16 protein-coding genes are annotated in these 17,779 nt (G+C 43.5%); 9 read left to right on the plus strand and 7 right to left on the minus strand.

Annotated features, from left to right (window positions below; translation table 11 throughout):
* Positions 1-85: 85 nt before the first annotated feature.
* The gene (locus CXF61_RS03725) at positions 86-637 is read left to right on the plus strand and encodes a hypothetical protein (RefSeq protein ID WP_165597199.1); all 552 of its coding nucleotides are present in this window, start codon (positions 86-88) and stop codon (positions 635-637) included.
* A 189-nt stretch (positions 638-826) separates the two neighbouring features.
* Here CXF61_RS03725 and CXF61_RS03730 read toward each other — a convergent pair whose 3' ends face one another.
* From CXF61_RS03730 to carA, 4 genes are all read right to left on the minus strand, one after another.
* Positions 827-1,720 carry a hypothetical protein gene (locus CXF61_RS03730; protein ID WP_227526586.1) on the minus strand — a complete coding sequence of 298 codons (894 nt, stop codon included), beginning with the start codon at positions 1,718-1,720 and terminating at the stop codon, positions 827-829.
* A 471-nt stretch (positions 1,721-2,191) separates the two neighbouring features.
* Positions 2,192-2,668, minus strand: a complete 477-nt coding sequence (gene greA / locus CXF61_RS03735; RefSeq protein WP_057760725.1) for a transcription elongation factor GreA — start codon at positions 2,666-2,668, stop codon at positions 2,192-2,194.
* Positions 2,669-2,998: 330 nt separating this feature from the next.
* On the minus strand, positions 2,999-6,262 hold the full coding sequence (carB, locus tag CXF61_RS03740; protein WP_165597200.1) for a carbamoyl-phosphate synthase large subunit: 3,264 nt from the start codon (positions 6,260-6,262) through the stop codon (positions 2,999-3,001).
* Positions 6,263-6,415: 153 nt separating this feature from the next.
* Positions 6,416-7,657 (minus strand): glutamine-hydrolyzing carbamoyl-phosphate synthase small subunit, encoded by a 1,242-nt coding sequence (carA, locus tag CXF61_RS03745; protein ID WP_165597201.1) that lies wholly within the window; start codon positions 7,655-7,657, stop codon positions 6,416-6,418.
* A 502-nt stretch (positions 7,658-8,159) separates the two neighbouring features.
* Between carA and CXF61_RS03750 the strand changes: the two genes are divergently transcribed.
* From CXF61_RS03750 to CXF61_RS03765, 4 genes are all read left to right on the plus strand, one after another.
* Positions 8,160-8,696, plus strand: a complete 537-nt coding sequence (locus CXF61_RS03750; RefSeq protein ID WP_102091164.1) for a gamma carbonic anhydrase family protein — start codon at positions 8,160-8,162, stop codon at positions 8,694-8,696.
* A 157-nt stretch (positions 8,697-8,853) separates the two neighbouring features.
* Complete coding sequence (locus CXF61_RS03755) at positions 8,854-9,555, plus strand: HAD family hydrolase (RefSeq protein ID WP_165597202.1); 702 nt, start codon at positions 8,854-8,856, stop codon at positions 9,553-9,555.
* Positions 9,556-9,679: 124 nt separating this feature from the next.
* Positions 9,680-10,775, plus strand: a protein-coding gene (gene prfB, locus CXF61_RS03760; protein ID WP_102078362.1) for a peptide chain release factor 2 whose coding sequence is annotated in 2 segments (ribosomal slippage) — positions 9,680-9,751 and positions 9,753-10,775 — 1,095 coding nt in all. Because the reading frame shifts where the segments join, the coding sequence is not laid out codon by codon here.
* A 77-nt stretch (positions 10,776-10,852) separates the two neighbouring features.
* Positions 10,853-11,137, plus strand: a complete 285-nt coding sequence (locus CXF61_RS03765; RefSeq protein ID WP_057760713.1) for a pyrimidine/purine nucleoside phosphorylase — start codon at positions 10,853-10,855, stop codon at positions 11,135-11,137.
* 83 nt (positions 11,138-11,220) lie between these two features.
* Here the strand turns inward: CXF61_RS03765 and CXF61_RS03770 are convergent, their stop codons facing one another.
* Positions 11,221-11,616: a GNAT family N-acetyltransferase gene (locus tag CXF61_RS03770; RefSeq protein WP_413775323.1), complete on the minus strand. Its 396-nt coding sequence runs from the start codon at positions 11,614-11,616 to the stop codon at positions 11,221-11,223.
* Between the two features lie 237 nt (positions 11,617-11,853).
* On the opposite strand from CXF61_RS03770, the gene CXF61_RS03775 reads away from it, so the two are divergent.
* Complete coding sequence (locus tag CXF61_RS03775; RefSeq protein WP_165597204.1) at positions 11,854-12,984, plus strand: DNA topoisomerase IB; 1,131 nt, start codon at positions 11,854-11,856, stop codon at positions 12,982-12,984.
* A gap of 200 nt (positions 12,985-13,184) precedes the next feature.
* Here the strand turns inward: CXF61_RS03775 and CXF61_RS03780 are convergent, their stop codons facing one another.
* Together CXF61_RS03780 and CXF61_RS03785 are read right to left on the minus strand one after the other, a co-directional pair.
* A complete protein-coding gene (locus CXF61_RS03780; RefSeq protein ID WP_145989807.1) occupies positions 13,185-13,709 on the minus strand; it encodes an IS630 family transposase in 525 nt (174 codons plus the stop codon).
* Positions 13,684-14,034: an IS630 transposase-related protein gene (locus CXF61_RS03785; protein WP_165597205.1), complete on the minus strand. Its 351-nt coding sequence runs from the start codon at positions 14,032-14,034 to the stop codon at positions 13,684-13,686. Before CXF61_RS03785 ends, CXF61_RS03780 begins: the two co-directional genes overlap by 26 nt.
* Positions 14,035-14,209: 175 nt before the next feature.
* Between CXF61_RS03785 and CXF61_RS03790 the strand changes: the two genes are divergently transcribed.
* The 3 genes from CXF61_RS03790 (at position 14,210) to CXF61_RS03800 (ending at position 17,647) form a co-directional block, all read left to right on the plus strand.
* The gene (locus CXF61_RS03790) at positions 14,210-15,919 is read left to right on the plus strand and encodes an AMP-binding protein (RefSeq protein WP_165597206.1); all 1,710 of its coding nucleotides are present in this window, start codon (positions 14,210-14,212) and stop codon (positions 15,917-15,919) included.
* Positions 15,920-16,162: 243 nt separating this feature from the next.
* Positions 16,163-16,954, plus strand: coding sequence for an SDR family NAD(P)-dependent oxidoreductase (locus CXF61_RS03795; protein WP_165597207.1), 792 nt, complete (start codon positions 16,163-16,165; stop codon positions 16,952-16,954).
* Positions 16,955-17,065: 111 nt separating this feature from the next.
* Positions 17,066-17,647 (plus strand): L,D-transpeptidase family protein, encoded by a 582-nt coding sequence (locus CXF61_RS03800; RefSeq protein WP_227526588.1) that lies wholly within the window; start codon positions 17,066-17,068, stop codon positions 17,645-17,647.
* Positions 17,648-17,779 lie beyond the last annotated feature (132 nt).

Consider the following 17,779-nt stretch of genomic DNA (forward strand, 5'->3'; position numbering starts at 1 on the left):
ACTCTGTGGCTTAATATATTCACTTTTTAAGGGTAAATATAGATTCTTTCAAACATTCCATAAAAGGGTCTTTTAGAGAAATTTTATGCTCAAAAAATTTAAAGAAAAATCAGCGTCTCAAAAGTTCGATACGTTTCTAAATGTCTCGTTTATATCTTTTTTCATTGCACTCAATTTTTTGGAATGGCAGGGTAGAGACTTTCCGCAGGAGTCGGAGCTACAATACAGTGAAGGCATTATCACTGATACGGGATTTAGTATAGCCTTGCAATCTATCAAAAATCCTAAACAAATAACGCTTTATGGCTGTAGCTATAATGTATTTGGCTTTATTAATACTGGGTCATGTATGGGTCCTACATACCTTGAACCTAGGCTTGGCAAGTACGCAAGAGTTGGTTGGTACTATCAGCCCAATTTTTTAGGCGTATCGAATAATTTACCGCAATTAGTCAGCTTAGACATTAGAGAATCAGAGGAAGATCTGCAAATAACTTACGAAGATACCAAAAACCTAATGTTCGATCAAAACATGATAAGAGTGCTCACTACGTCAATCTTTGGTTTTGGTTTTATCTTTTTTATGACAAAACTTAATAATCTAATTAATCGGCCTATTCTGTATAAAGAAAAATGATCTTCTCTAAAAGCTCAGCTATTTCTGCCACTGCATCAAGCATTTATATCCTAAGCTTAAAGCAGTGCTTTACCACACTCAAAACCAAGCCACCGACACAAAAAAGGTCTTGCTGACTAGATAGCTAGTCCACAAGACCTTTTACATATACTGGTATCTATTCAATAATAATACGCTATAACCTAATTTTTATTGAACCTTGGCACGTATTACCACGGTTTTGGCCGCATTAGCATCAAAGTTCACCAAGTTCCATTTTAGACCAGAGTAGTTTTCTTGGACAACCACCGTGTTGCCAACTTGCTGAATGGTTTGATAGCTGTCTCCGCCAGTGGTAGCAAGTGTCGGCAGAGGACTATTCAACGAGACTAACTGGACGCCACTTGGTAATGAGATCATGGCGTTGATGTCATTGACCGGCTGTGCTGAGGTGTTGGTATAAGTGGTGTGATACTCAATCACATCGCCAGGGGCAATATGATTGGCAGGAACGGCAACTTCACGTCCATCAGCATTTTTTAGAATTTTCATGACTTTGGTATTTGCATTGACCACGCCAGGCGTACTAAAGGTAGGAGTCAGTTGCAACGTATCCAAAGTTGTCGTCGTGGTCGTTACTTGATTGGTCACTGGCTGCTGCATAATCACTGGCGGGGTGACATTGGTTGCGACAGGTAGTACTTGCGTCACGCTGCTGGCAGGCGTGGTAATCACATCTACTTTAGTGACCTTATTGGTAATAGAGTTAGTCACTGGTACGCTAGTAACGGTCGTCGTACCTTGGACAATAGGAGACTGACGCACGACATAGCGTGGCACAGTGGTCACCTGAGTTACCGCGTACGGCATGCCATCTTGCATGGTGATACCGTTTGGCGTTGCCGTAATAGTAGCAGTTTTGCCATCAGAGTATTGCTCGACCACCGTGGTGCTACCGCTCGCAGATGAGCTAATGGCAATCTCAGGGGCAGCATTGGCTGATGATGCGGCCAACATGATACCTGCTAGTAATGCAGACATAGCTGCATTTTTTGCCATAGTTGTTTTAGCAGTTGATGCTTGAAAACCATCGTTCATAATCATAAAAGACTCCTCAAAAATAATAATAAGTAATACAACAATAGATAATGCTTAGATAAACAAAACCCCCGCTAAATGACACCGAAAAATATGCCAAATAACGAGGGTAGTAGTGCTGATATTAGCCTATGTTTGCGATCAGACCATCATTATTTTTAGTAAAAGCGCCGCAATACTCACTTGTATAAAAGCTATTCAATCTTAAATATTTCTTATTGAATAAACTTAATATTAAAGCTGTGGTGCACTCAAACTCAAATAATTATGCGCCAAAACAAATCATGGATAAAAGCAGCATTGTGTAACCGAAACGGTATAAATGCTATCTATGTGTAGTACAGCTTTCATCTATGGAGTCGCATAACAAAGTAGCCAGTCGCAATCATTGTCATCGAAGCTGCTATCTAAAAGTCATTTCTCAAACTGTCTATCTTTGAGAATATCAAATTTATAGATTAGAACGCAATGTAGCTATTAGTCGTAGATAACTTTCATGACTTCATATTCAACCACGCCTTTTGGCGTTTCGATGCGCACTTCGTCGCCTTCGAACTTACCAATCAGACCACGAGCAATTGGTGAGTTGACTGAGATTTTGCCAGCTTTAAAGTCAGCCTCATCATCGCCGACGATTTTGTACTGTTTTTCTTCTTCGGTGTCCATGTTTTCGATCACGACGCTGACGCCAAACACGATACGGCCTTCTTTTGGCAGTGTCGAAGGATCGATGACTTGAGCGCCACCAAGTTTGGCTTCGATGTCACGAATACGTGCTTCACAAAAACCTTGTTGCTCGCGGGCAGCATGGTATTCAGCATTTTCTTTCAAATCGCCGTGTTCGCGTGCTTCAGCAATCGATGCTGTGATACGTGGACGGTCGACACTTTTTAGCTGTTTTAATTCGGCTTCTAGAGCCGCGTGTCCTTGCGGAGTCATTGGGTAACGTTGCATGTTTTTTCCTTAAACCAATAACACCACACCACCTCATAATGAGATGGTGTCAGTGTTGTTGCAATGGATATAAAATATAAAAGAGTGATAATTAAGACGATGTAATGAATAAGTTGGCTATCATTTATGAGTGTATCTCACCTCAATTCAAGCATAGGCGCACTTAAGCTTACGTAATAAAAAGCATAGTCGCAATTTAGCCACTATGCTTTTTAGGTCTATCACGGTAAAGGTATCGTTCCTCAAGCATGGTTGGCTATATTTAAAGCAAACAACGATACTTGAGTGAGCTTTTAGGCAAGCCTAACGGTTATGCTTAATCTACTGAAATTATTCAGCCACGTCAATAGACTTTGCTTGCTCATGCAAATCTTGTAACTTATAGACATCAAACGGTAAGTCAATCGCGTAAGATTTGCAGACGGCATCAGCGGCACCTAACGTGGTGACGTAGAATACTTTGCCCTGTAGCGCACTGCGGCGAATAGAGAACGAATCCTCTTGAGCTTGCTTACCTTCAGTTGTATTGATGATAAGGTCGATTTTGCCATTTTTCAAGGCATCAACGATATGCGGGCGACCTTCAGTAACCTTGTTGATTTGCTGACTTTCGATACCAGCCTCGCTTAGTACTTTTTGCGTGCCAGTGGTCGAGACAATCTTAAAGCCAAAGTCTGCAAGCTGACGAGCAATCGGAGCAATTTGGGCTTTGTCGCTGTCACGAACTGAGATAAAGACGGTTTTTGTCTCGCCTTCAGTTGGTAGACCTGGCAGACGCTCATTACTACCGATAATGGCCTTGTAGAATGCTTCGCCAAAGGTTTTGCCCACGCCCATAACTTCGCCCGTTGATTTCATCTCAGGACTCAAGATTGGGTCAACACCTGGAAACTTAGCGAATGGGAATACCGCTTCTTTGACCGCATAGAATGCTGGAACAATCTCAGTGGTAAAGCCTTGATCTTTAAGCGAAGTACCAGCCATACAGCGCGCAGCAACCTGTGCTAAAGAAGTACCGATACACTTAGAGACGAACGGTACTGTACGTGCAGCACGTGGGTTCACTTCTAGGATATATACGGTTTCGCCTTTTACTGCGAACTGTACGTTCATTAGACCGATAACGCCTAGCTCTTTTGCCATAGCAACTGTCTGTGCGCGCATCACGTCACATAACTCTTTAGACAGTGAGTATGGTGGCAGTGAGCATGCTGAGTCACCTGAGTGAACGCCAGCCTGTTCAATATGTTGCATGATACCGCCGATAACGACATCAGTACCATCACATACACAGTCTACGTCAACTTCGATAGCATCATCTAAGAAACGATCTAGTAGGACAGGTGCTTCATTCGATGCTTGTACCGCAGTACGTAGATAGTGTCTTAGCTCGTCTTCGTTATAGACGATTTCCATCGCGCGGCCACCTAATACATAAGATGGACGTACAACCAATGGATAGCCTACGTCTTTTGCTTTAACCAAACCGTCTTCTAAGCTGGTTGCTAGAGCGTTTGATGGCTGTACTAGGTTTAGCTGCTGAATCATATGCTGGAAGCGCTCACGGTCTTCGGCACGGTCGATTGCATCTGGGCTAGTACCGATGATTTTGACGCCTGCTGACTCTAGTGCACGAGCAAGTTTCAATGGCGTTTGACCACCGAACTGTACAATCACGCCATCAGGATTTTCGATACGAACAATCTCTAGCACGTCTTCTAACGTGATTGGCTCAAAGTATAAACGGTCAGAAGTATCATAATCGGTTGAAACCGTTTCAGGGTTACAGTTGACCATGATGGTCTCGTAACCATCTTCACGCATGGCAAGCGCTGCGTGTACACAGCAGTAATCAAACTCGATACCTTGGCCGATACGGTTAGGACCGCCACCGATAACCATGATCTTCTTTTTGTCTGTTGGGTTCGCTTCACATTCGCTATCGTACGTCGAGTACATATAAGCCGTACTAGTAGCAAACTCTGCGGCACAGGTATCGACACGCTTATAGACTGGATAGACGTTTAGATCCCAACGCTTTTTACGAAGTTGCTTTTGTGAGATGCCAAGCAATTTAGCCAAACGCAAATCTGATAAACCTTTACGTTTAAAGCTGCGTAGATTTTTCTCGTTCAATCCGCCAAAACCCAGTGATTTTACGGTAGCTTCTGTTTTAACGATATCTTCGATCTGTACCAAGAACCATGGGTCAATCTTGGTAAAATTAAACACTTCATCGACACTCATACCGACGCGGAAGGCATCAGCAACGTAGTAGATACGCTCAGGTGTTGGAATGGTTAGGCGGTTGATGATTTCGCTACGCGCTTTTTCGGCACTTACTTTTGACAAGTCAATTTGCTCGTCAAAGCCATCCGCACCTGTTTCCATACCGCGCAATGCTTTTTGCATAGACTCTTGGAAGTTACGACCAATCGCCATCACTTCACCGACCGATTTCATCTGAGTCGATAGGATGTTGTCTGCTTGTGGGAATTTTTCGAAGTTAAAACGAGGTATCTTGGTCACGACATAATCAAGTGCAGGCTCAAAACTGGCTGGCGTTTTGCCACCAGTGATGTCGTTTTGCAATTCGTCTAGCGTGTAACCAATGGCCAGTTTCGCTGCGATTTTGGCAATCGGGAAGCCAGTGGCTTTTGAGGCAAGGGCAGACGAGCGTGACACGCGTGGGTTCATCTCGATGACGACCATGCGACCAGTATCAGGGTTGATACCGAACTGTACGTTTGAGCCGCCAGTTTCTACACCGATCTCACGCAGTACTGCTAATGACGCATTACGCATGATTTGGTATTCTTTGTCCGTCAAGGTCTGTGCTGGCGCAACGGTGATTGAGTCACCGGTATGCACGCCCATTGGGTCAAAGTTTTCGATAGCGCAGATGATGATGCAGTTGTCGTTTTTGTCACGAACCACTTCCATCTCGTATTCTTTCCAACCAATCAATGATTCATCGATCAATAATTGATGGTTTGGAGACAAATCAAAACCGCGCTCACAGATTTCAATGAACTCATCGCGGTTATAGGCGATACCGCCGCCTGAACCACCCATCGTGAATGATGGACGAATAATACACGGATAGCCCATTTTTTCTTGAGTCGCAAAGGCTTCTTCCATGGTTTCAGCCGTTTCAGCGCGAGGGCACTCAAGGCCAATACGCTTCATGGCTTTATCAAACAAGTTGCGGTCTTCTGCCATCTCGATTGAGTCTTTGGTCGCGCCAATCAATTCACAGTTATACTTAGTCAATACACCGTGCTTGTCCAGCTCTAGCGCACAGTTTAGTGCTGTCTGTCCGCCCATTGTTGGCAAGATTGCATCTGGACGTTCTTTGGCAATGATTTGCTCAACGGTTTGCCAAGTAATCGGCTCGATATAGGTCGCGTCAGCCATGACAGGGTCGGTCATGATGGTCGCAGGGTTTGAGTTGACCAAGATGACGCGGTAGCCTTCTTCTTTTAGCGCTTTACACGCCTGCGCGCCTGAATAGTCAAACTCACATGCTTGGCCGATGACGATAGGGCCTGCGCCAATGATAAGAATGCTTTTTATGTCGGTACGTTTTGGCATAGTTAGAGCTACCTTCGTTTGGGTGATAATTTGAGTAATCTTTATTTTTGATAACGCTCATGGCGTTTTATGCTTGCAGTGCTTTAGTTAGTGTCGCTTGAACCGCTATGGACGATTCAAGCGTTTACTTATTATGTAGTTATAATCAACCGTTTACGCTTGGGCAGTTTTAGACGCTTCCATCATATCCGCAAACTTATCAAACAATGGCGCGCAGTCATGTGGACCAGGGCTGGCTTCTGGGTGACCTTGGAAGCTAAATACAGGCTTATCGGTTAGCTCGATACCTTGGTTAGTACCATCAAACAGTGAGCGATGAGTAGATTTAACGTTGTCAGGTAACGTGTCTTCATCAACCGCAAAACCATGGTTCTGACTGGTAATCATAACCGTACCAGTCGCTAAGTCTTGTACTGGATGGTTGGCACCATGATGGCCAGTTTTCATTTTGATGGTATTTGCGCCGCTTGCTAGACCAATCAGCTGATGGCCTAAGCAGATGCCAAACGTTGGGACGTCAGTTTGTTCAATGATGTGACGTACCGCATCGATAGCGTAATCACAAGCTGCAGGATCACCAGGGCCGTTTGATAAGAAGATGCCATCTGGATTCATCGCTAGCACGTCTGCGATAGGGGTCTGTGCTGGTACAACCGTCACGTGACAACCGCGGTCGACGAGCATGCGCAGGATGTTTGTTTTGCTACCGAAGTCATAAGCAACGACGTTGTATTTAGAATCGATATGAGTGCCAAGTTGCTTAAAGAAGCCGCCAGTACCGCTATCATGACTACCATGAATATCACGGTTGAGTAGGGTGTCTGATAGATCCCATGTGCCTGCTGTCCACTCGAAGTTCTCTTTAGTACAGCATTCTTTTGCCAAGTCCATGCCTTTTAGACCTGCAAAGCCTTTTGCTAACTCAATCGCTTTTTGCTCATCGTCGCTACTGATAGTCTCGCCGTTTGAGGCAGTCATGATACAGCCGTTCTGTGCACCTTTATCACGTAATAGACGTGTTAGCTGACGGGTATCAATTTCAGCGATAGCCACTGTTTCGTTACGTTGTAGATAGTCGCTAAGTGACTCTGAGTTACGGAAGTTAGAGGTTGCCATGGTGGCATCACGGATGATAAGACCGTCTGCCCATATTTTGTGACCATTGCCAGATTCTGTGTCCTCGCTATTGGTGCCTGTATTACCGATGTGAGGGTAAGTCAAAGTCACCAGCTGGCGGGCATAACTTGGATCGGTTAGGATTTCTTGATACCCTGTCATGGCTGTGTTAAATACCACTTCACCAATACGATGACCTAGGCTGCCGATACTGACACCGCGAAAGATTGTACCGTCTGCTAGTGCCAAAATTGCTTGTATTTCTGCCGATGAATTCAAGGATTGCCTCCGCTGTTATTGGTGAGTGCCATCGTGTTTTGTTGGTCTAAAATTGCTCCGTATCCTTTTATTTACGGCATTTGACTGTTGTCATATAAAAGTAAAAAAAGGGCGATACACAAAAATTTTCCACAAAAAAGCGAGAAGACATTATTGATGAAAACTACAAAACCCACTAGATAGTGAATAGGTAACTTGCATCATGTCCGCTCGCTTAGGCACAGATTTTGCGTATTATATACAAAATAGACGGTTATAGCTAGCCGATTTACTGGGTTAATAGTCATTTCATGGCTAATAATGAGGACTTCATAAAGATATTGACTTTATAAAATAGCCTAAGCGGATATTAACTCCTTTCTCTTTTATCGAATTCGACATCCAGCGTATATTAATAGCGCTGGATTTTCGCAGTTGGCTTTGCCACAATGGACGGCGCAGCCCTAGACCTAATTTTTATAATCGTTTGTTATGACAATAATGAAGATGACAAGGAGTCGTTATGATTTATCAGTATTTAGACAAAACCCCAGAGTTTGCCGCACCATTCAATGGCTGGGTAGCAGACTCGGCGCAAGTGATGGGCGATGTGTATTTAGGTCATCAGGCCAATATTTGGTTCGGTGCAGTGATACGCGGTGACAACGATCGTATCCATATCGGTGACTATAGTAATGTGCAGGAAAACAGTGTGATTCACACCGATGCGGGTATTGAGGTGAAAATCGGTAATTACGTGACTATCGGTCATCTGGCTATGTTACATGGCTGTGAAGTCGGTGATAATAGCTTGATTGGCATTGGCGCTGTGGTACTTAACAATGTCAAAATCGGTAAAAACTGTCTGATAGGGGCGAAAGCCTTAATTACTGAAGGTCAGGTTATTCCTGATAACTCGCTAGTGATGGGCGCGCCTGCAAAAGTGGTCAAGACGCTGACAGATGAGCAAGCAGCGATGCTAAAAATGTCAGCGCTACATTATGCTGAGCGTTGCCAAAAGTTTAAAACAGGCTTAACAGAAATAGCGATGCCTGACTAAAGGTAAATGGTTTAAGCAATTCTAAAAAGATAAATTACAAGGTATAAGCTTATGTCATTTACATGCTGTTTAAGTGATACGGTCAGCCTTAATGCATAACGTACCCAATTTTATTAAACGATTCATATTTTTTCGCAACCAACGATAAGGTCTCACCATGCAGGCAAATCAAGCACAAATACAACAAAAACAACTGGCATTATTTGATTTAGATCATACATTACTTGATGTCGATAGCGATTATCTCTGGGGCGAGTATATCGTAAAGCATGACCTTGTCGATGAGGCGCAGTACCGCACTGCCAATCAGAAGTTTTATAATGACTATATCGAAGGTACGCTAGACGCGACAGAGTACAATGAATTCGTTGCGCAGTTTTTAAGCAGTCTGCCGCTTGATAGACTTGATGAGCTAAGAGAAGACTATATCAAAAGCGAAATCGAGCCACATATTCGCCCAAAAGCGATGGAAGCATTGTGTCAGCATATTGAGCAAGGGCACGATGTGGTGATTATTTCTGCGACCAATGATTTTGTGGTATCGGCTATTGCCAAGCGTTTTGGCGTGGAAGAAGCCAATGTATTGGCAACGCCATTAGAGATCAAAGACAATCGCTATACAGGTAAGCTAACTGACAGACCAAACTTCCAAGCGGGCAAAATATACCATTTAGATAAATGGCTAAATAAACAGCAAGCCTCTGGCATCACCTTTGAAAAAACTTACGCGTATTCAGATTCTAAGAACGACATCCCATTGCTCGAATGGGCAGATGTGGCCGTTTGCGTGTCACCTGATGACGCGCTTCATGCGCATGCTCTGGCGCATCGCTGGGCAGTAGAAGATTGGTCAATATAAGCTGTCCAATCCAGTAATAGTAGCAACATTAGCAATAGCGATAATTAGCGAACCATTTAGCCTCAATCTCATTTAAAATAGCGCCACATGCGTTATTTATTTTATTAGAAAAACAGGAACATTTATGGAAATCAATCCGTATCAAGAGCAAATTAAAGATTTATCAGAGCGTGGGCAGGATTTGCGGAGGTATCTTTGACTTCGATGGTAAGCAAGAACGCTTAGAAGAAGTTAATTTAGAGTTAGAAAACCCCGAGCTATGGAATGATCCAGAGCGCGCGACCAAGATTAATAAAGAAAAAAGTCACCTTGATGGTGTCATCGATGTGGTAGTGTCACTTGAGACGACATTAGAAGATGCGTCTGCCATGCTAGAGTTGGCAGTCGAAGCAGAAGATGAGTCATTGCTAGCCGATGTGCAGAGCGAGCTAGATAGCGCTGAGAAACGTGTTGCTGATTTAGAATTCCGCCGAATGTTTAGCGGTGAGATGGATCCAAATAACTGCTACTTGGATATTCAGTCAGGCAGTGGCGGTACTGAAGCGCAAGATTGGGCTGAAATGCTGCTGCGCATGTATACACGCTGGGCAGAAGCACATGGCTTCAAAGTAGATGTGATTGAAGTGTCATCAGGTAGCGTGGCTGGTATTAAGTCGGCAACCATTGAGATCAAAGGCGATTATGCGTTTGGTTGGTTGCGTACTGAGATTGGTGTTCACCGTTTGGTACGTAAGTCACCATTTGATAGTAACAATGGTCGTCATACCTCGTTTGCAGCGGTATTTGTCTCACCTGAAATCGATGACAACGTCGAGATTGATATCAATCCAGCTGACTTGCGTATCGATACCTATCGTTCATCTGGGGCGGGTGGTCAGCACGTAAACACGACAGATTCTGCGGTACGTATTACCCATGAGCCATCAGGTGTGGTAGTGACCTGTCAGAATGAGCGTAGTCAACATGGTAACAAAGCCACGGCGATGAAAATGCTACGTGCTAAGCTCTATGAGCTGGAAATGCAAAAACGTATGGAATCGCAGCAAGCGGTAGAAGATGGCAAGTCTGACGTCGGCTGGGGCAGTCAAATTCGCTCATACGTGCTCGATGACTCACGTATCAAAGACTTGCGTACGGGCGTTGAAACTTTTAACACTGGTGCGGTGCTAGATGGTGACCTCGATCAGTTCATCGAAGCGAGTCTAAAAGCAGGACTGTAAAAGGCTGTTTTAAATAAGCAGCCGTTTTAAAATAGTAACTAATTGAAATAGTAATCAATATTTAATTAAGGAAAATTATGCCAAGCGTTAATAATTATTTTGATGATAAAGTGACTTCTATTGCTTTTCAAACGGCTACCAAGCCTGCGACTGTCGGCGTCATGGAAATTGGTGAGTATGAGTTTGGCACCAGTGAATTTGAAACCATGAGCGTGGTGAGCGGTGCATTGACCGTAAAATTACCAGAGAGTGATGAGTGGCAAACGTTTAATGCTGGCGAGCAGTTCACCGTTGAAGCTAACCAAAAGTTTCAGGTAAAAGTAGACGTCGAAACCGCTTACTTATGTGTATACGGTAAATAACGACTTCTAAGTTATAGCAGTATCAAAACGAAAAACGCCAAGTATTTTATGCTTGGCGTTTTTTATTTCTGAACTATAAAAAACTATAAGTTTTTACGGTACTGCACCATGTCCGTTAAGCTTGCGACTTTGTCATACAGTTGGCGTGCATCAGCATTACTTTCTTGAGTTTTCCAATAAACGTGATTACAGCCTTTTTCATCAGCAAAGTTGTATACCGCTTCAATTAATACCCGTCCGATACCCTTTCCACGTACAGACTCATTGACATAGAGATCTTGTAGATAACAACATGCCGTACTACTCCAAGTCGTTAGATGTATTACTACATGAGTAAAACCTACCAAAATATCATCCTTCCACGCCCCAATTCCATAGGTAGCGACGTCATTATTTATCAAGTTGCGCCATGTTGTATCAATCGTGCTCATTGGCAAACTGGTCTCATAAAATGTTAGATAGTCTTGCCACAATATCAACCAAAAGTCATAGTCGGCTTTAGAGAGTGGTGCTATTGTGATAGAAGTGTTTTTAATTGTGTTTTACTCAACTTAAGTTTTGATAGCCATTAAATTATGACCTAAAATTCAATGGTTGAGAACCCTGCCATTCGCTTACTTTTACACAGCATTACACTTTGTCTGTGCCAAATAAACAGCAAAAACTACCGTCATTAATTATGCTAAAACCATGAATTCTCAAAGGTATACAGGTTTATGACAAAGGCAAAATTACAGACTAGCCAGCAGACAATGACCAAAGATGTGCGTCATGATTACGAGCATCTCGCACGCCGCGCTAATTTGCGTTATGTGAGTGACAATGAACCAGGCTACGAGCGTAGACGTTGGGGTCGCGGCTTTACTTATCGTGATGCAACGGGTAACACGGTAAAAGACAGAGCATTGCGTCAGCGTTTTGATGCGTTGGTGATACCGCCCATGTGGTCAGAGGTGTGGATATGCAAAGACGAAAGAGGCCATCTACAATCAACAGGGCGAGACGAAAAATCTCGCAAGCAGTATCTGTATCATCCGTCATGGAACAATATTCGTGACCAAGCAAAGTTTGATGCGATGATAGGGTTTGCAGAGGCGCTGCCCAATTTACGCGCGCAGGTCGAGACAGATTTGGAAGCAGAATCGTTGTCACGCACCAATGTGCTTGCTGCCGTTGTTAAATTGCTAGAGACCACTTTGATTCGTATTGGCAATAGCCGCTACGCTAAGCAAAATAAAAGCTATGGTCTGAGTACGCTACGCAGCAAGCATGTTAGTGAAACCGACAATGGACTGGCGTTTGATTTCGTCGGAAAAAGCGCAAAAGAACACCACATTGAGCTGCAAGATGAGCGATTGATTGACATCGTACAAGCCTGCTCTGAACTACCAGGCTATCAGATATTCAAATATTTAGATGACGATGGACATAAGCAAGTCGTCGACAGTAGCGATATCAATGACTACTTACGGATGCATACGTGCGGCATGGACTGCGAAAGTAAGCTGTACAGTGCAAAGGATTTTCGTACATGGATGGCCAGTGTACTCGCAGCAAGCTACCTATATGATGAGCTACAAACGACTGCAGGCGCTAGCATACTAGCCAGTGCGCCAGAAAGCGCTGAGCGACAGCAATTAGTCACTGATATGGTGAAAAGCGTGGCAGCAGAGCTAGGCAACACACCAACCGTCTGCCGTGCCTCTTATATTCATCCCATTGTCATTGAGCGTTTTTTGGAAGGGCAGTTCTTTGAGACTTACAAACAAGCACGTCGTGGTCGAACCAAAAAATACCAAAGCTGTGAAGAAAAAGCCTTATTAGGGTTTTTAAGAGCTGATGTTTAAGTTGAGGTTGTAGATAATAATATTGAGGTGTTAATTCTTTAATAGGAAATTGAAAATATGTGGCAGTACTTTGGCTATTGATTGTAGGTGTCTTCGCGGACTTATAGCGAATTAATGATAATTAGTTATAGATTATCTTTATTTCTATAAAATAAAAATGATACGTTATGTATTGAAATAAACGTAGAAATGCGTTATAGTCAGTTCAAAATAAAATTGTTATGGTTAGGACAAACATCATAAAACAACTTGGATAAGTCGTTTTCCAACCAGCCTTGGCGTAGAAACTTTACTTGTGCCCATTTTTTTTCAATAGGGTTCAAGTCAGGGCTGTACGGTGGCAGCCATAGAATACGATGACCATGCCTGTTCAGTAGCTTTTGAATGCGCTTCTTCTTATGAAATCTGGCATTATCCATCACAATCACGCATTTTGTTTTAAGACTTGGGATCAGCTTGTGTTTGCACCATTCGTAGAATATGCGGCTGTTAATGTTGTGCTTAAAGTAATCTAGTGCAAACAGCATCTTTTCATAGAGAGCACCGATAACGTTGGTTCGCTTTTTACCTTGCCAGTTGTAGCTATCGATACAGGGTTTACCAATCGGTGCATAACCATGAGAGCGAATGGTCTCGTGCTCAAAGCCACTTTCATCCATATAAACGATGGGATAGCCTTGTTGTTTAAAAGTATCAAGCTTACTGTGATATATCGCTCTTTTGATTGGACAGGCTTTTGGATGTTCTAAGGTCTTTTTTTTGACTGATGCCTAGGCGCTTTAGGGCATGATAAATGCCTGTTTTACTACAGTTTAGACGACGAGCTCGCTCATACTGGTAATCATCGGGATACTCTTTGACATCATTAAGTAGCACATCATCTGGTATTTTATAGGGCTTGGTTTGCCTGGTTGTTTTACTATGAACACGCCGCTTCCAGTTCTGTATGGTGGTTGGGCTCAGATTATAAAACTCAGCCGCCTCGGCAAAGGTCATACCCTCGTCTAAGCTTTTTAGTACCTGTTTGCGAAAATCTAGTGAGTAAGTCATGGTCTTTATAATAACAATTGGATTTGATAATTAATTTATAACACTTTTAGGTGGAATTGACTATACTAATAGAGCATGATAAATACGAAGATATTAAACGGTCTATAGGATGTGACCGTTTTACAATCATAACCACCATTTTACCAGTTATCTGCTATTGCTAAAGGATTAGCTTATGAACACCGCCTTTCAAACTCCTACGATCGTTGATGTAGACGCTACCATCACACCAAAAAACTATACCGATTATTATAATAACTTCGACATGAATGCGCTGCTGTCAGAAATCTTTGGCACGCAGGTAGACGATCGGTTGAATGCCTATATGGCATGCTGTGGTCGTCATGTACGTGACGGTCGCGATGATAACATTGCGCTAGTGCATGAAGATACCTCCGGCAACGTGACTCGTATGAGCTTTGCTGAGCTAGATGCGGCGAGTGCGCAAGTCGCTAACTTACTATTGTCTTATGGCGTACAAGTCGGTGACCAAGTCGCGACCATGCTACCGCGTACACCTGAATTACTCACCGTTGTACTAGCAACTTGGCGGATTGGCGCAGTTTATCAGCCGCTATTTACTGCCTTTGGTTATGATTCGATTAAGTATCGAATGGACAAGGCTAATACCAGAGTTGTTTTTACTAATTTAGAAAATCGCGGCAAGTTTGAAGATTTGGCTGAGCAAACCAAAATGGTATTGGTCGGCAGTGTGGAAGATGCCCAGACATGGGGTGACGATCACTATAGCCAGTCTATGGCAGCACAGTCGCAAACGCTCGAACCCGTGATCCTCGATACGGATGCGCCATTTTTGCAAATGTTTACCTCTGGTACGGTTGGTAAATCAAAAGGCGTCAGCGTTCCATTGGCTGCGTTACCTGCCTTTTACTTATATATGCGTTACGCCATTGACCTACGTGAAGATGATCAGTATTGGAACATGGCAGATCCAGGCTGGGCGTATGGCTTGTACTATGCCATCACAGGGCCTTTGCTACTGGGTATCACCACTTATTTTAATGAAGCAGGATTTGACGCGACCAATACCCGTGAGTTTATGGTGCGTCACAAAATTACCAATTTGGCCTCTTCACCAACGGCATTTCGAATGATGAAATCTAGTGGTGTGTTTGATAGTGTTAATGAAGAGACTCATGACGATGTCAAGCTGTCTTTACGCTGTGCCAACTCAGCAGGGGAGACATTGAACACTGAAGTGGTCAACTGGGTTGAAACCTATCTAGCATGCCAAGTCAAAGACCAATATGGGCAAACAGAAACGGGCATGACTTGCTGTGCACATCATGCACTGGTACATGAGAGTCCCGTTGGCTCGATGGGTATGGCGCTACCGGGGCATACGCTTGTCGTATTAGATGATGACATGCAAGTATTGCCTGATGGTGAGCAAGGGCAGTTAGCGGTCGTGGTCAGTCAGTCACCTGCGTTTTATTTCCGTGGTTATAGCTGGAATGAAAAACAAGCCTTTGTGGATGATTACTATCTGACAGGCGACGTGGTCGAGCGTCATAGTGACGGCAGCTACTGGTTCTCAGGCCGTGATGATGACATTATTATTACCGCAGGTTACCGCGTAGGGCCTACTGATGTCGAAAATACTGTCTTAGAGCATGAAGCAGTGGCAGAGTCTGCGGCAGTAGGCGTGCCAGACGAAGTGCGCGGTCACACTATTAAGTCTTATGTGGTACTAAAAGATGGTATCGAAGGCAGTGAGCAAATCGCCAAAGAAATCCAAGAGCTGGTACGCAAACGCCTATCCACTCATGCGTATCCGCGTGAGGTCGAGTTTGTGACAGAACTGCCGAAAACGCCGAGTGGAAAGATTCAACGCTTTTTGTTGCGTAGTCTGTCTGCTGCATAAGTGAATTGGTAAAGTGTCTATAAATTTAATAGAAAATATCTAGGGCGTGTCCTCATTTTAAAAATGGTGATAAAAATGAGATAAATCGCAGTCAAACAAGGAAAATAGCGCAGATAATATCGAGATATTAGTCAGCTATTTGACGCTGTTTGGCAAGATTTAGCCATTTGTAACCCATTTAGATGACTATCGATTGAATTGAGGACACGCCCTAATAAGAAGCAAAAATTTAAAGGAATAATCATGCAAGTTAAAGAAAACAGCTTTTTAGTCACAGGCGGTGCATCAGGTTTGGGCGAATCAGTGGCTCGGGCGATTGTAGGTCAAGGTGGCAACGTCGTTATCGCTGATTTAAATGAAACTGCTGGACAAGCTCTGGTCGCCGAGTTAGGTGATAGTGCGCGCTTTGTACGCTGTGATATCACTAACGGTGATGAAGTGCAATCAGCGGTCGAAATGGCAGAATCAGCTTTCGGTGGCCTGCAAGGATCAATCAACTGTGCTGGTATCGTAGTGGTACAAAAGCTACTGGATCGTGATAACAATCCGGCAGACCTTGAGGCATTTAGCCGTGGGGTCAATATCAATCTGGTCGGCTCATTTAACGTTGCCCGTTTGGTCGCTGCTAGCATTGCCAAGCGCATAGCGAGTGATGGTAGTGCAGGCGACCATGTAGAGAAGAATGTAGATCAAGGTATTATTATTAATACAGCCTCTATCGCTGCCTTTGACGGTCAAGTAGGTCAAGCCAGCTATTCTTCGTCCAAGGCAGGCGTGGTTGGTCTGACCTTGCCACTTGCTCGCGAGCTGGCACGTCATGGCATCCGCGTGATGACTATCGCACCAGGTGTCTTTGCTACGCCGATGATGGACAGTATTCCTGAAAAGGCACGCGAACAGTTAGAAGCAGGCGTGCCATATCCTAAACGTTTGGGCGATCCCAATGAGTTTGCCAAATTGGTGACTCATATCATCGATAATGCTTATCTAAATGGTGAAGTTATTCGCTTAGATGGTGCGATTCGCATGGTGTAACAGTCTCGTGAGTGATTCATCACTTTTGCACAAAACGTATCTACAGAATCTGGCATAGTACTTTGATACATATGATTAATGACAAAAAATTAATTATGGGAATCAAAGCCTATGCTATTTTTTTATAAAAAATCTTACTCATCAAATGAGCAGCGTATGCCTTGGCTGCCTATTACTATTGTTCTTAGTCTTGCTGCCATTGTCAGCACCAGCGCTATTGCTTATGTCAAAAGCACCTCAAAACCCAAAAACCTCATTCCTGCGTCGTCAGTCATTGATCGAGTCTTTGTCGACAAATCAGATCGTATCTTAAAACTGATGAGCGATGGTAAAGTTATTAGGTCGTATCGTATTGCGCTAGGGAGCAGTCCAACAGGTCATAAGCAACAAGAAGGTGATCAGCGTACGCCAGTTGGGGTTTATACATTAGATTATAAGAATGAAAATTCCATTGCGTATCGCTCTATTCATATTAGCTATCCCAATGATGAAGACAAGGCGCGAGCGCAGTCATTAGGGGTCAATCCGGGTGGCGATATCATGATTCATGGCCAAATGAATGGCTTTGGGTATTTGGCATTATTTAATCAACGACGTGATTGGACAGATGGTTGTATCGCTGTTGCCAATGATGAGATGGATGGAATTATGGATGCGGTGATACTTGGTACTCCTATCGAAATCGTGGAGTAGAACAGTCGGATTATTATCTAATTTATACTAAGTAAGTGCATTATTTTTATACTAAGTAAGTGCATTATTTTTATACTAAGTAAGTGCATTATTCATTAACGTATTTAATGGAGGTTTATCTTTCATTTGCAC

The sequence above is a fragment of the Psychrobacter sp. 4Dc genome (genome assembly GCF_002836715.1).
Classification (GTDB): Bacteria; Pseudomonadota; Gammaproteobacteria; order Pseudomonadales; family Moraxellaceae; genus Psychrobacter.